Origin of the sequence: Halomonas sp. AOP43-D1-4 (assembly GCF_052446175.1) — a bacterium.
Lineage (GTDB): Bacteria > Pseudomonadota > Gammaproteobacteria > Pseudomonadales > Halomonadaceae > Vreelandella > Vreelandella citrativorans.
Genome location: NZ_JBQSVY010000007.1, coordinates 104,044 through 118,519 on the forward strand (window position 1 = coordinate 104,044; position 14,476 = coordinate 118,519).

A 14,476-nucleotide genomic window follows, 5' to 3' on the forward strand; every position below is an offset into this window, starting at 1 on the left:
CAAAAGCTCAGTCATAGTAAAGCCATAGGCCTAGCGGGCAGCCTGGCTACCCGCAGCTAAATAAAAGGCAGGTGCTTATACCTGCATCAAGTCCTGCTCTTTCGCGGCAAGCGCTTTATCGATTTCGGCAATATATTTGTCGGTCAGCTTTTGGATTTCATCTTCACCCTGACGCTGATCGTCTTCGGTAATCTCTTTGTCCTTTAGCAAGGATTTGAAATCACCGTTGGCATCGCGACGCACGTTACGCACAGCCACGCGAGCATTTTCAGCTTCGCTACGTGCCTGTTTGATATAGCCCTTACGCGTCTCTTCAGTCAACATGGGCATCGGTACACGGATCACATTACCCGCGCTTGAAGGGTTCAAGCCCAGGTCAGAGGTCATGATAGCCTTTTCGATTTTCGGCACCATGCCCTGCTCCCAAGGAGCGACCGCAAGCGTACGCGCATCTTCAACGTTAACCGATGCCACCTGGCTAAGCGGCACCTGGCTGCCGTAATAATCGACGGTAACAGCATCCAGAATACTGGGGTGTGCACGCCCGGTACGGATTTTGTTGAAGTTGCTGTTCAGCGCTTCAACGCTTTTTTTCATGCGAGATTCAGCGTCTTTCTTAATATCATTAATCACGTTCTTACCCTCTATCTATTAGCGTGCCTTCCTTGCCCCCTACTACCAGGTTCAGCAGGGCGCCAGGCTTATTCATATCAAATACCCGCACCGGCATATCATGGTCACGTACCAGGCAGATAGCGGTCAAATCCATAACGCCTAGCTTTTGGTCCAGAGCGTCATCGTAAGAGAGCTGATCATATTTTACGGCATCAGCATGTTTTAGGGGGTCCTTGTTATACACCCCGTCCACTTTGGTCGCTTTAATGACCACATCCACGTCCACTTCAATACCGCGTAAACAAGCGGCCGAGTCGGTTGTGAAAAATGGATTACCGGTTCCTGCCGAAAACAGTACCACGTCTCCTGACGTTAAATAACGGATGGCAGTGCGGCGGTCATAATGCTCTACCACACCACTCATGGGAATCGCCGACATTACCCGCGAACGAATATTTGAACGCTCCAGTGCATCGCGCATGGCCAACGCATTCATGACCGTTGCCAGCATTCCCATGTGGTCGCCTGTGACCCGATCCATTCCGGCTTCGCTGAGCGCCGCACCCCGAAACAGGTTGCCGCCTCCAATCACGATCCCGACCTGCACACCGATACCCACCAGCTGGCCGATTTCCAGCGCCATACGGTCTAACACTTTAGGGTCAATACCAAAATCGTGCTCTCCCATTAGCGCCTCGCCTGAAAGTTTCAGCAAAATACGCTTGTATTTTGACTTCGACTTTTCAAGCTTATGGGGCACAACAAGCGGGGTAGGCTCTTGAACATCTCGTGACATGGCATCTCTCCTGAAGCAGACTTGGACACAGGTGGGCGAAGCAACCCCCTATTTAGCAGGGGCCGGATACACGAAGGCGTGCGCTTACGCGCACGCCATCTTCTGACTAGAACGTCTGACCTTAACGACGGCCAGCCTGTTCCATAACTTCTTTAGCGAAGTCGACTTCTTCTTTCTCGATACCTTCACCCACTTCAAAGCGCGTGAAGCTAACCACTTCGCCACCGGCTGATTTAACAAACTCAGCAACGGATTGGTTCGGATCTTTAACAAACGGCTGCTCGGTCAGGCTGTTCTCTGCCAGGTACTTCTTCAGGCGGCCTTGAACCATTTTCTCAGCAATCTGCTCAGGCTTGCCTGCCATGTCCGGCTGACCCAGGATGATGGCTTTCTCTTGATCCAGCTGCTCTTGCGGCATATCGGCCGGGTGAGCAACGGCTGGGTTAATAGCTGCCACGTGCATAGCAACGTCTTTCGCTGCTTCTGCAGTACCGCCATTAAGTACGGTCAGAACGCCAATGCGGCCACCGTGAACGTAGGCACCGACCAAGCCGCCGTCAACGGCGTTGACAACTACCGCGCGACGTACGCCGATGTTCTCACCGATTTTCTGAACCAGCTGCTCGCGGGCAGCTTCAAGGTCGCCCGCCATAACGGCAGCAACATCTTCGCTTTTCGCGGCAAAGAAAGCGGCGGCGATTTTGTCAGCGAACGCAATGAAATTGTCATCACGCGCAACAAAGTCAGTCTCGGAGTTGATTTCAACCATTACGCCGTAGCTACCGTCTTCTGCTACACGGGTAACAACAACACCCTCTGCAGCAACACGATCGGCTTTCTTCGCGGCTTTTAAGCCTGAATTTTTACGCAGGTTTTCGATCGCGACTTCAATATCACCGTCGGTTTCGGTGAGTGCTTTTTTACACTCCATCATGCCGAGACCAGTACGTTCGCGCAGTTCCTTGACCTGAGAGGCGCTGATAGCTGCCATGAGAATTCACCTCGGAAATGGTTCTATGAGAGTTAAACGCCCTACAGAGTATAGCCACGATAAATGACTATCATATATCACTTTGAAGGTCGCTTGCCGGTGCTTGGTGTCCGGCGTAATCGGCCCACCCGGATGTTCATCCAAAGCGGGAAAAAGGGGGCATAGGCCCCCTCTTCAACACGATGCGGCTTAACTATCCGCCGCAACCGCTACTATCTTACTCAGCAGCAGCGTCAGTGTCGGCTGAAGCCGCTTCTTCGGTCACTTCAACGAACTCGTCCGGACGACCTTCTTTCGCACGACCACACGCGTCAGCAATCGCTTTCACGTAGATCTGAATAGCGCGAATGGAGTCATCGTTACCCGGGATAACGTAATCAACGCCATCAGGGTTAGAGTTGGTATCAACCACGCCAATAACCGGAATACCCAGCTTGTTGGCTTCGTTGATCGCGATGCGCTCGTGGTCAACGTCGATAACGAACAGTGCGTCCGGCAGGCCGCCCATGTTCTTGATACCACCGATAGAACGCTCAAGCTTATCTTGCTCACGCGTTGCCATCAGGACTTCTTTCTTGGTCAGCTTGTCGAACGTGCCGTCTTCGCGCATGGTTTCAAGTTCGCGCAGACGCTTGATAGACTGACGAATAGTCTTGAAGTTAGTCAGCATACCGCCCAACCAGCGATGGTTGACGAACGGCTGACTAACGCGATTCGCTTCTTCTTTGATGATCTTGCTAGCGCTACGCTTGGTGCCAACAAACAAAATTTTGTTGTTGGATGCCGACATCTTCTCAACCACATCAACGGCTTCGTTCAGCGCCGGAAGAGTGTGCTCAAGGTTGATGATGTGAATCTTGTTGCGTGCGCCGAAGATGAATTTGTTCATCTTCGGATTCCAGTACTTAGTCTGGTGACCGAAGTGAGCGCCTGCTTTGAGCAGGTCACGCATATTAACGTGAGACATGGTAAAACTCCTGAAACTCGGGTTAGGCCTCCACGCACCCCATGGATCCGACCATTGACCACGTATAAAACGTTATCAGCGGCACCCGGGACCATGTGTCGGTGCATGTGTGTTTTCAAGGCTTGCTATTTAAGCAGCGTCTTCAAAGTGAACCCGCTGCGGGTTGTTCGCCTTGCCATGATCGCCGACTCACCACAAAGAAGCGAGCGAGCGATTGCAGGAAAGCGCGCGGCTTTATACCATAGATCATTACCAAGATGAAGTCACAGCCCGTGTTACGATGTTTATTTGTCACTTAATACTGTCGCTTTAACGCTGTCATTTAATGCTGTTACTTACTACCTCAGCCTGAACCCATATCGAGAATTCATGAACGTTCCTATCAAGACACCTTCAGAAATCGAGAAAATGCGCGAAGCCGGGCGCCAAGCCGCCAGCGTGCTGGAAATGATTGCTCCTTACATACAAGAAGGCGTAAGCACCGGCGATATTGATAAGCGTTGTCACGACTATATTGTTAACGAATTGGGCTCGGTTCCCGCTCCGCTCAACTATCACGGTTATACCCACGCCACGTGCATCTCGCTCAACCATGTGGTCTGTCATGGCTTTCCGGATTTTAATAAAAAGCTCAAGAAAGGTGACATCCTGAACCTGGACATTACCGTTAAAACCCCTGACGGCTATCACGGTGACTCCAGTGCCATGTTTATCATCGGCGAAACCATACAGGGCGAGCGCTTGTGCCGGATTACCCAGGAGTGCTTGTATAAAAGCATCGCGCTGGTAAAGCCAGGCGTACGCCTTTCAGAGCTTGCGCGAGTAATTCAAAAGCACGCCGAAGGCCATGGCTACTCGGTCGTTCGCGATTTCTGCGGCCACGGTATTGGGGCAGGCTTTCATGAAGACCCCCAGTTCCTGCATTACGATGGTTACGCACCAGACGCTGATATCGCTTTAGAGGCTGGCATGTGCTTTACCATCGAACCCATGATCAACGTGGGTGGCTACAAAACCAAAGTCTTGCGCGATGGCTGGACCGCCGTTACCAAGGACAAGAGCCTTTCAGCGCAATGGGAGCACACCTTGCTGGTCACCGAGACCGGGGTTGAAGTACTGACCGCGCGTAGCGATGAAGACTTTAGTTTTTTAGATAACTAATGCTCCTCCACCACCACCGGTTCGAGCCGGATACGTCGCTTTACGACCTTGAGGCTTTTCGTACAGAGCTATCCGGCTCGCGCTCACCCATAGCGCCGTTTAAAACGGCGCTTCGTGAGCTCCAGGCCAAGCTGGATGACCGGTTTCGTGCGGGCGCCGATATACGCGACCTGGTGCGGGGGCGGGCTTGGTACTTGGATCAACTGCTCGCCATTGCCTGGGCGCAGCACGCCTGGCCAGATGACGGCGTCGCACTGATTGCTGTTGGCGGCTATGGCCGAGGGGAGCTACACCCCCATTCGGATATCGACCTTCTGCTGCTGCTTGAAGATGACGACGACACCGCTTACCGCGAACCGCTCACTGCCTTTATCACTTTTTTATGGGATATCGGTCTGGAAATCGGTCACAGCGTACGCTCATTAAACGACTGCGAGCGTGAAGCCAAGGCGGATGTCACCGTCATCACCAACCTGCTTGAGTCCCGCCTGATTGCAGGCCCTGCATCACTGCGCGAAAAAATGCGCGAGCGCTTAAGCGCCGAGCACATTTGGCCGGCCGACCGATTCTTTGAAGCCAAATGGCAAGAGCAGATTGCTCGCCACTACCGTTACAACAATTCCGAATACCACCTTGAGCCGAATCTGAAGAGCTCACCTGGCGGCCTACGCGATATTCAGATGATTGGCTGGGTCGCTAAGCGCCACTTCGGTACGGAACAGTACACCGACATTGTCGCCAACGGTTTTATGAACGATGCCGAATTGCGTATCTTAAGCCAGGGCCAGGCATTTTTGTGGCAGGTGCGTTATGCGCTGCATATGTTGACCGGCCGCGCCGAAGACCGCCTGCTGTTTGATCATCAACGCACGATTGCTGAGCTGTTTGGCTTTAAAGATACGCCCGAGCGGTTAGCCGTTGAGCAGTTCATGAAGCGCTACTATCGCCACGTAACGGCACTGGCCGGGCTTAACGACATGCTGCTTCAGCACTTCGACGAAGTGATTTTGCGCGGCAAAGAGGCGCTGGAAACCATCCAGCTCAACGAGCGCTTTGAAACCAAGGGCGGCTATATTCAAGCACGCTCGCGCACGCTGTTTCGCGAGCAGCCTGAAGCCATGCTGGAGCTTTTCCTGCTCATGGCCAGGCACCCGGAAATTGAAGGCGTACGGGCGGACACCATTCGCTTGATTCGCGACCACCGCCATCAGATTGATGATCACTACCGCGATGATCCTCACCATCAGCGGCTGTTTATGGAAATACTGCGCGCCCCCGGCAACGTACCGCGCCAGCTACGGCGCATGAACCGCTACGGCATACTGGGCAAGTACCTGCCCGAATTTGGCCGAGCCGTAGGATTGATGCAGCATGATCTGTTCCATATCTACACCGTGGATGCGCATACGCTGCGCCTGCTGAAGTTTTTACACGGCTTTCGCAAACCCGATGCCAAAGACGACTTCCCCGTGGCGGCTGCGCTCATCCACCAGCTTCCCAGGCTGGACATTTTGTGGATAGCGGGCCTGTTTCACGATATCGGCAAGGGTCGCGGGGGCGACCATTCGGAAATCGGCGCCAAAGACGTTACGCATTTTTGCCAGCACCACCATATTTCAACCCACGATACAAAGCTTGCCAGTTGGCTGGTCGAGCACCATTTACTCATGTCGATGACCGCTCAGAAGCGCGACATTAGCGACCCTGACGTGATCCGCGACTTTGCACTGATCGTGCGTAACGAAATGCGTCTGGATTACCTGTATGTGCTCACCGTGGCCGATATTAACGCCACCAACCCCACGCTTTGGAACGGCTGGCGGGCATCGCTTTTGCGCCAGCTATATGCTGAAACCAAGCGCGCCTTACGCCGCGGGCTAAAAAACCCACCGGACCGTGATGACTGGGTACGGGAAACACGCTCTGAAGCACGCTCGCTACTCCAGAACATGGGGCTTGGGCGCGCGCAGATTGATGCATTGTGGGAACCGCTTGGGGAAGACTATTTCCTCCAGTACGCGCCCAGCGAGATTGCCTGGCAAACCCAAGGCATCCTGGCGCATAACGCCTCCCCCTTGCCGCTGGTATTAATCAGCGCACCGACGCTTGATATGGCAGAGGGCGGCACTAAAGTGTTTATCCACACACGCTCGGTGGATGACCTGTTTGCCGCCACCGCCGCCGCCATGGAGCAGCTCGGGCTCTCCATTCATGATGCCCGCATTGCTACCTCGCGCAATGACTGGACGCTAAACACCTTTATTGTGCTGGATAGCCACGGTCAACCGATTCGCGACACGGCGCGTATCGAAGAGATGCGTCAGCACTTAATCGAAGAGCTGGATGACCCAGACGACTACCCAGAAATTGTGACCCGTCATACGCCGCGCCAGTTAAAGCACTTCAAGGTACCCACCGAAGTGCTGATTGAGCAGGACCCGGCTAACGAGCGCACACTCCTTGAGCTAACGGCCCCTGACCGACCAGGGCTGCTGGCCCGCGTAGGGCGTATTTTTATGGAGCAGGGCATCGCCCTCTCGGCGGCCAAAATCGCCACGCTGGGCGAGCGTGTTGAGGACGTTTTCTTTATCACCACGAAAGCAGGCGAACCCTTAACCGACCCAATACGCCAGCAAGAGCTGCGCGAGCGATTAATTGAGGTGCTGGGCGTGTAAACACGTAAAGACGCCGCGCCCCGTGGTTAAATTTGAGCCCAACCCCGAGGCTTGCTTATAATCGGCGCTTAGCCTGCCGTTTAATACGCCTGCAGGGCATGCTCTCAATAGAACGCTCTCAACGGATACGCCATGAATTCTGATCTCACCGCCCTACACCCTTATCCGTTTGAGAAACTGGCCGGCCTCAAAGCTGACCTTACGCCGCCTGCCCATTTGGCGCATATTCCCTTAACCATCGGCGAGCCGCAGCACGCGCCCTACCCTGCAGCGCTTGATGCGCTGGTAAAGCATCAGCTTGATATGGCGCGTTATCCGGCCACCAACGGCCTGCCAAGCTTGCGTGAAGCACTCGCTGAGTGGGCGACCAAGCGCTTTAAGCTTGCGGGCCTTGATGCCGAGCGCCAGGTACTGCCGGTTAATGGCACGCGTGAAGCCATTTTTGCGTTTGTACAGGCCGCACTGGATCGTACTCGGCCAGCCAGGGTGATAGTGCCCAACCCGTTTTACCAGATTTATGAAGGTGCGACGCTGTTGGCTGGCGGTCAACCGGTGTATTTAAACGGCACGGCCGAGAACGGCTTTCGGCCAGATTTTGCCAGTGTCAGCCCCGATACCTGGCGTGATGTGCAAATCGTATTTATCTGCTCACCAGGCAACCCGACCGGCGCGGTTACGTCAATGGATGAGTTTAAACAGCTGATTGCGCTGGCCGACGAGCACGATTTCATCATTGCTTCTGATGAGTGCTATTCCGAGCTTTACCTGGATGAAAACGCGCCCCCGCCGGGGCTATTACAGGCTTGTGCTGAGCTGGGTCGTAACGATTACCGGCGCTGCGTCGTCTTTCACTCGCTCTCCAAGCGCTCCAATCTGCCGGGCTTGCGCTCAGGCTTTGTGGCAGGCGATGCGGACATTCTTACACCGTTCAAGCGCTACCGTACCTATCATGGCTGCGCCATGTCGCTGCCGGTTCAACATGCTTCAATAGCAGCCTGGCAGGATGAAGCGCACGTACGCGCCAATCGCGATGCGTACCGTGAAAAATTCAGCGCCGTGGTGGAGGTACTGGCCCCGGTGATGGACTTCCCAACGCCAGAGGCAAGCTTTTACCTGTGGCCCGCGGTACCAGGGGGGGATGATATCGGCTTCACCCAGCGGCTTTACACCGAGCAACACGTGAGCGTGCTGCCCGGCAGCTTGATGGGCCGCCCTGATGCTCAGGGCATTAACCCAGGCACAGGGCGGCTGCGCCTAGCCCTGGTGGCGGAGCTTGCCCCCACCCTGGAAGCAGCGCAGCGTATCCGCCAGCTTATTGAGCGCGGTTAATTCACCTTTTACGGCACCAACAGCTCGAAAGGAGATACCATGTTTACACTCTATGTCATTGATACCTGTGATACGTGTCGTAAGGCGCGCAAAGCGCTGGAAGCGAACGGCGTGCCTTTTAAAACCCATGATTTGCGTAAAGATGGTCTTTCGGCGAGCCTGCTTGAGCATCTTTTAGAGCGGGCACCGCTGTTGGAAGTCGTCAATAAGCGCAGCAAGACATGGCGCGACCTTCCCCAGGAAGACAAAGACAGCCTGGATGCCAACTCTGCGCGCCAGCTGTTGCTCCAACACCCAACACTGCTTAAACGACCACTGCTGGACACCGGCAGTGACGCCTTAAAAATAGGCTATCGCGACGGCGATTACGATAAAATCAGTGGCTGATCCAACGCCACTATTTTGCTTATTTTTGAATCAACACTTTGTTATTCCGCCGCTTTTACGTTAGCTAATGACCCGGTTAACAACGTTATCAACAACAGGATGAACTTTTATGCTGAGCTTTGCGCTTGGAATTGGCACGCAAAACACTCAAGGCGATTGGCTGGAAATTTACTACCCGGCACCGCTCTTCAGCCCGCAGGAAAGCCTGATAAATGCGGCCAAACAAGCGCTTGATGCGCCGCAGGGCAATGTCGCCGTTAGCTTTTTGCCAGAAGACTGCACCCGCTTAGCCAAAGCGCTTGAGGCAGCCGGGCACCCTGAACAGGCTGAGCTTGCTGAGGCGCTGGCCACCAGCCAGCGCCCATTAGTGGCCATGTTCCTGGAAACGGATCAGGCTCCGCAAACGGCGCCAGAGGTCTATCTTAAGCTGCACCTGCTATCGCATCGCCTGGTCAAGCCGCATGGTCTTGACCTGACCGGCATGTTTGGCCTGCTGCGCAATATTGCCTGGACCAATGAAGGCGCCATCGATATCGAAGAGCTACCAGCGCGTCGCCTGAAAGCCCGCCTCGCCGGCCGTGCGCTGTCCGTCGACTGTGTCGATAAATTCCCCAAAATGACCGATTACGTTGTGCCGGCCGGTGTACGCATTGCCGACACGGCGCGGGTACGCCTGGGCGCTCATTTGGGTGAAGGCACCACGGTAATGCATGAAGGTTTTGTTAACTTCAATGCAGGCACCGAAGGCCCCGGCATGATTGAAGGCCGTATTTCAGCCGGCGTGATGGTCGGCAAAGGGTCTGACCTGGGCGGTGGTTGCTCCACCATGGGCACGCTGTCAGGCGGTGGCAATATTGTTATCAAGGTCGGCGAAGGCTGCTTGATCGGCGCCAATGCCGGTATCGGCATTCCGCTGGGCGACCGCTGCACGGTGGAGTCCGGCTTGTATATCACCGCAGGCACCAAAGTGGCCTTGCTGGACGACCAGGGCAACGAAGTGAAAACCCTGGCGGCGCGTGAACTAGCGGGCCAAAACGACCTGCTGCTACGCCGCAACTCTAAAAATGGCCGCGTCGAGTGCCTGACCAATAAAAGCGCCATCGCGCTAAATGAGGCGCTGCATGCCCATAACTGAGCCTGACACGCTGTCGCCCACGCTACAGCTTGCCTTTGAGCTGCTCAGCCGCCCGTCAGTGACGCCGGATGATGAAGGCTGCCAGGACGTAATGATCGAGCGCTTAACGGCGCTCGGTTTTCATATTGAGCGCATGCCGTTTGGCGATGTACAGAACTTCTGGGCAGTGCGGGGCCACCACGGCCCAGTCATTGCCCTTGCGGGTCATACCGATGTCGTGCCCAGCGGGCCACCAAATGGCTGGGAATTCCCGCCGTTTGCTCCCTGTATTGACGATCACGGCATGCTTTGTGCCCGTGGCGCCGCCGATATGAAGGGCAGTCTGGCCGCTATGCTAACCGCTGTGGAGCGTTTCGTGGCTCGCTACCCCGACCACGATGGGCGTATTGCGTTTTTAATCACCTCCGATGAGGAAGGCCCTGCAGTGGATGGCACTCGCGCCATGGTCGAGCAGTTGCGCGAACGCAATGAGCGGCTTGATTACTGTATCGTCGGCGAACCCTCCTCTACCGAACACCTTGGCGACGTGATCAAGAATGGTCGCCGCGGCTCGCTGGGCGGCGTTTTACGTATTCAGGGGATACAGGGGCATGTGGCCTACCCGCACCTGGCGCGTAATCCCATTCACCAGGCGATGCCCGCGCTGGATGCGCTCATCAATGAGCACTGGGATGAGGGCAATGATTTTTTCCCGGCCACCAGCTTTCAGATTTCCAACCTGCGAGCGGGCACTGGGGCGACTAACGTCATCCCCGGCGAAGTAGAAGCAGTATTCAACTTCCGCTTCTCGACAGAAGTGACGCATGAGCAGCTTAAGGCGCGTACCGAGGCGATTCTTGACCAGTACGGCCTAGCGTATCAGCTGGACTGGACGCTGAACGGCGAGCCGTTCCTAACCGCAGAAGGCGAGCTTGTTAACGCGGCCGTACGCGGTGTTGAAGCCGTGACCGGCAAGCGCCCCGCGCTATCCACCAGCGGCGGTACTTCTGACGGGCGTTTTATTGCCACCTTGGGTGCTCAAGTGGTGGAACTTGGCCCGCTTAACGACACTATCCACAAAGTGAATGAGCGCGTACGCGCTAGCGACCTGGATGATTTGAGCCGCATCTATGAGGCAACGCTTCAGGCCCTACTCACGCTTGATGAGGTCAACGTATGATGGAGCGCTACCCGGACATTGAAGTGTATGTCGCCAGCATTTCACTGGAAGCGCTTAACGCATGGCTTGCCTGTGCGCTTGCTGCACCGCCATTAAGCCCTGCCGGCAAAGGCAAGTGGAAAACCCATGGTCAACACCAGGGGAAAGAGGTGCCCATACTACTGGTCGAAAAAGCAGCTGACCGCTTTGCAAGCTTATGGTTTGACAGTAGCCATACGCCTTGGATGACCGACCAGGAGTGCGCGCAACACGCCGCAGAGGCGCTGCAAACGGAAGTGCGCTGCTCGCTTGGCGGCTGGCATCCAGGCGATGATCCTGACCGCTTCTGGCAGGTGCTACCCGGTGGAAAAGAAGGCGCTATTGAGTGGCCCGACTCAGGCCGCTAACGCTGCCTGAAAGAAGACGGCATAAAGGCGGTTTTTTTTTAAGACTATTTTTGAAGACTGTTCTTGAAATGCAATCGACCCCGCCGGGGCGGGGTCGATTATGTTCACATTGGTACTACGCTTGTGGACATGCTACTCAATAATGCTCACATCATCGGCCTGTAAACCACGGTCATTCTTGATGACGTGGTAACGCACAATTTGGCCTTCTGCCAGCATACGCGGGCCGCGACCCCGAATAGCACGAAAGTGAACAAACACATCTTCGCCATTATCACGAGTAATAAAGCCATAGCCTTTATTGGTGTTAAACCACTTTACTTCACCCTCTTCCCGACCGTCGTTGGGGTCGATGACGTCTTCCTCTTCATCGTCCCGTTCGTCGGCAGGCTGGGGCTGACGCGGCGCAGCTTTAACACGCGTGTCGCCTGAGCTTTCTACTTTCGGTTTAACGACTAGCGGAGGAGCCAGAGCAGCCGACGCTAACGTACCTATAAATAAAACGATGAAGCTGCCCAAGGCAACGGCAATGTAAACACCACTGATACCGCTAATGGCTAACTCTGCCTGCCATAAATCGGCCAGAGGCGCGTTGGTTAAATGAACAATCCCCGCCAGCAAAAGCGGCGTGGGGGCGGCTAGTAATACACTGATTAAGAAACAGCGAAACACAACTTTTGGATTCATAGATGATAAAAGCTCTCTTGTTGTATGGGTAACGAACGAAAGACAATACCCGAACCATCAGGCCCATTCCTAACAGTACCGGACATATTACACAAGGTTGCCATGTTACCATGACACAAGACTTTTCTCCTGCTGAGCTAAATCAACTTTTCGAAAATCTCGAAAGCCGCCTGGCTTACCAGGAGCACTGGCTGGACACGCTTGACCAAGCAGTTGCCCAACAGGAAAAGCGGCTTGCCAAGCTAGAACAGCTTAGCGCATTAATGCGTGAACGCCTGCGTGAACAGCATCAAGCGTTCCAGGCAGGCGACCATCAGGGGGAAAGCCGCCCTGAAGATGAGGTGCCGCCTCATTACTAACGATGACAAACATTAAAAACCCACTGTCGCGCCCTGCGGGTTAGCGCACCTGATCGGTCATTCGTACTTATCGTGATGCCGCGCTTGCTGGGGCGATACACGCCAAACCAAAGGCATCGGCAACGGCCTGGTAGGTCACCTGCCCTGCATGCACATTAAGCCCTGGCAGAAAGTGAGGATCGTCGTGTAGCGCCTGCTGCCAGCCTTTATCGGCCAGCGCCAGCACGAAGGGCAGCGTGGCATTGGTGAGTCCAAGGGTTGACGTGCGTGATACGCCGCCCGGCATATTGGCTACACAGTAATGAACAATGCCCTCCACGATATACGTAGGCTCGGCGTGAGTGGTGGGCTTACTGGTTTCAAAGCAGCCACCCTGATCAATCGCTACATCCACCAGCACGCTGCCTGGCTTCATATCGCTCAGCATAGCGTGGGTAATCAACTTGGGCGCCGCCGCGCCCGGGATTAACACGGCGCCAATAATCATATCAGACTCGCGCACAGCGTTATCCAGCGCATCGGCGGTGGAATAAACCGTTTTGATGCGCCCCTGGTAGCGGCTATCCAGAACGTCTAGCCGCGCCAGTGAGTTATCCAGAATAGTGACATCCGCGCCCAGCCCCAGCGCCATTCTCGCGGCGTTTTCACCTACGACGCCGCCGCCTATTACGGTGACGGTTGCCGGTGCAACCCCCGGCACGCCCGGCAACAGAACGCCAGCGCCCCCTTGGGCTTTTTCCAGGCCATGCGCCCCTGCTTGAACGGCCATACGCCCAGCCACAGTACTCATTGGCGCAAGCAGCGGCAGCCCACCATTGGCATCTGTAATCGTTTCATAAGCGATACAGGTAGCCCCGCTCTCCATCAAGCCCCGCGTCAGGGCTTCTTCCGCTGCAAGATGCAGATAGGTAAACAGCGTATGCCGGGAAGTGAGGCGCGCAACCTCTTCCACCTGTGGCTCTTTTACTTTAAGAATCAGCTCAGCATTCTTCCACAAGGCGTCGACATCACTTTCGATCTGCGCACCCGCAGCCTCATAGTCGCTATCGCTAAAACCAGCGCCCTCTCCTGCGCCTGCCTGCACACTAACGGTGTGGCCACGCTGGGCAAGCTCACGCACGCCGGTGGGTGTTAGGGCGACACGATATTCATGGTTTTTGATCTCTTTGGGGACGGCAATCTGCATAGCGATCTCTCTTTTTGTGCGTAAGATTAAACAACGGTCTTAGCATTACAGCACAGCTCAAGCGACCCACCACTTCCTTAAGCACAAAACAAAAAAACGCCGGTTAAGGCGTTTTACAGGAGTAAAAATCCAGCGTTTGAGGGTTTTATACCGAAAACTTAACGTCACTCTGTTATTAAGGCCCCGCCGTAGACTCTCTGATACTCCTCTGGCAGGCGCTTGGGGCGCCCGCTTGAAAGCGCAATACACGCAAACCGGGTGCGCGCCTGGAAGAGTATTTTGGCATCTCGCACCCGCTTAAGCTCGAAACGCCGGGTAAGGCTAAAGCGCCCATCACAGGCGACGACCCACGTCGCTAATTGAAGCTCATCACCCGCAAAGGCAGGAGCAAGATAGTCCAGCTCATGGCGATGTATGGCCAGGGCGCGGTCCAGCTCGCGGTAGCGCTCGATGGAAAGCCCCAAGGCTTCGGAGTGGGCCCAGCTAACCTGCTCAACCCAGCGCAGGTATTCGCTGTTATTCACGTGCTGATAATCATCTATCGCCGCTTCGCTAACATGAATATCGATCACAAAGGGATCGGGTAACGCCCACTCCATTGCTCTGCTCCTTGTGCCACTACCGTGCTAATCCAGCTTGCCCA

Annotated in this window: 15 protein-coding genes; 8 read left to right on the forward strand and 7 right to left on the reverse strand. The window is 55.1% G+C overall.

All coding sequences use genetic code 11. The annotated features are described in order from the left end of the window. Positions 1–75: 75 nt before the first annotated feature. From frr to rpsB, 4 genes are all read right to left on the reverse strand, one after another. Complete coding sequence (gene frr / locus ACT3RQ_RS09265; protein WP_444621797.1) at positions 76–633, reverse strand: ribosome recycling factor; 558 nt, start codon at positions 631–633, stop codon at positions 76–78. A 4-nt stretch (positions 634–637) separates the two neighbouring features. After that, positions 638–1,411, reverse strand: coding sequence for a UMP kinase (pyrH, locus tag ACT3RQ_RS09270; protein WP_172118496.1), 774 nt, complete (start codon positions 1,409–1,411; stop codon positions 638–640). 121 nt (positions 1,412–1,532) lie between these two features. Then, positions 1,533–2,402 (reverse strand): translation elongation factor Ts, encoded by an 870-nt coding sequence (gene tsf, locus ACT3RQ_RS09275; protein WP_193055205.1) that lies wholly within the window; start codon positions 2,400–2,402, stop codon positions 1,533–1,535. Between the two features lie 217 nt (positions 2,403–2,619). After that, positions 2,620–3,369 carry a 30S ribosomal protein S2 gene (gene rpsB, locus ACT3RQ_RS09280; RefSeq protein ID WP_193055204.1) on the reverse strand — a complete coding sequence of 250 codons (750 nt, stop codon included), beginning with the start codon at positions 3,367–3,369 and terminating at the stop codon, positions 2,620–2,622. 369 nt (positions 3,370–3,738) lie between these two features. On the opposite strand from rpsB, the gene map reads away from it, so the two are divergent. The 7 genes from map to ACT3RQ_RS09315 all read left to right on the forward strand — a co-directional run bounded on the left by map (position 3,739) and on the right by ACT3RQ_RS09315 (position 11,601). Then, positions 3,739–4,530, forward strand: coding sequence for a type I methionyl aminopeptidase (gene map / locus ACT3RQ_RS09285; RefSeq protein WP_172118499.1), 792 nt, complete (start codon positions 3,739–3,741; stop codon positions 4,528–4,530). After that, positions 4,530–7,205, forward strand: a complete 2,676-nt coding sequence (locus ACT3RQ_RS09290) for a [protein-PII] uridylyltransferase (RefSeq protein WP_444621796.1) — start codon at positions 4,530–4,532, stop codon at positions 7,203–7,205. The genes map and ACT3RQ_RS09290 overlap by 1 nt, the downstream gene beginning before the upstream one ends. Positions 7,206–7,337: 132 nt before the next feature. Continuing rightward, a complete protein-coding gene (gene dapC / locus ACT3RQ_RS09295; RefSeq protein ID WP_444621795.1) occupies positions 7,338–8,534 on the forward strand; it encodes a succinyldiaminopimelate transaminase in 1,197 nt (398 codons plus the stop codon). Positions 8,535–8,573: 39 nt separating this feature from the next. Then, positions 8,574–8,921 (forward strand): Spx/MgsR family RNA polymerase-binding regulatory protein, encoded by a 348-nt coding sequence (locus tag ACT3RQ_RS09300; protein WP_193055201.1) that lies wholly within the window; start codon positions 8,574–8,576, stop codon positions 8,919–8,921. Between the two features lie 109 nt (positions 8,922–9,030). Then, a complete protein-coding gene (gene dapD, locus ACT3RQ_RS09305) occupies positions 9,031–10,056 on the forward strand; it encodes a 2,3,4,5-tetrahydropyridine-2,6-dicarboxylate N-succinyltransferase (protein WP_172118502.1) in 1,026 nt (341 codons plus the stop codon). Further along, on the forward strand, positions 10,043–11,215 hold the full coding sequence (gene dapE, locus ACT3RQ_RS09310; protein ID WP_444639741.1) for a succinyl-diaminopimelate desuccinylase: 1,173 nt from the start codon (positions 10,043–10,045) through the stop codon (positions 11,213–11,215). The genes dapD and dapE overlap by 14 nt, the downstream gene beginning before the upstream one ends. Beyond that, positions 11,212–11,601, forward strand: coding sequence for a hypothetical protein (locus ACT3RQ_RS09315; RefSeq protein ID WP_444621793.1), 390 nt, complete (start codon positions 11,212–11,214; stop codon positions 11,599–11,601). Before dapE ends, ACT3RQ_RS09315 begins: the two co-directional genes overlap by 4 nt. A 132-nt stretch (positions 11,602–11,733) precedes the next feature. Here ACT3RQ_RS09315 and ACT3RQ_RS09320 read toward each other — a convergent pair whose 3' ends face one another. After that, a complete protein-coding gene (locus ACT3RQ_RS09320; RefSeq protein ID WP_216658099.1) occupies positions 11,734–12,288 on the reverse strand; it encodes a cold-shock protein in 555 nt (184 codons plus the stop codon). Between the two features lie 110 nt (positions 12,289–12,398). Here ACT3RQ_RS09320 and ACT3RQ_RS09325 point away from each other — a divergent pair, with 110 nt between their 5' ends. Further along, positions 12,399–12,647, forward strand: coding sequence for a SlyX family protein (locus tag ACT3RQ_RS09325; protein ID WP_193055199.1), 249 nt, complete (start codon positions 12,399–12,401; stop codon positions 12,645–12,647). Positions 12,648–12,714: 67 nt separating this feature from the next. Here the strand turns inward: ACT3RQ_RS09325 and ald are convergent, their stop codons facing one another. Then, positions 12,715–13,833 (reverse strand): alanine dehydrogenase, encoded by a 1,119-nt coding sequence (gene ald / locus ACT3RQ_RS09330; RefSeq protein WP_444621792.1) that lies wholly within the window; start codon positions 13,831–13,833, stop codon positions 12,715–12,717. 164 nt (positions 13,834–13,997) lie between these two features. Further along, positions 13,998–14,432, reverse strand: coding sequence for an acyl-CoA thioesterase (locus ACT3RQ_RS09335; RefSeq protein WP_444621791.1), 435 nt, complete (start codon positions 14,430–14,432; stop codon positions 13,998–14,000). Positions 14,433–14,476 lie beyond the last annotated feature (44 nt).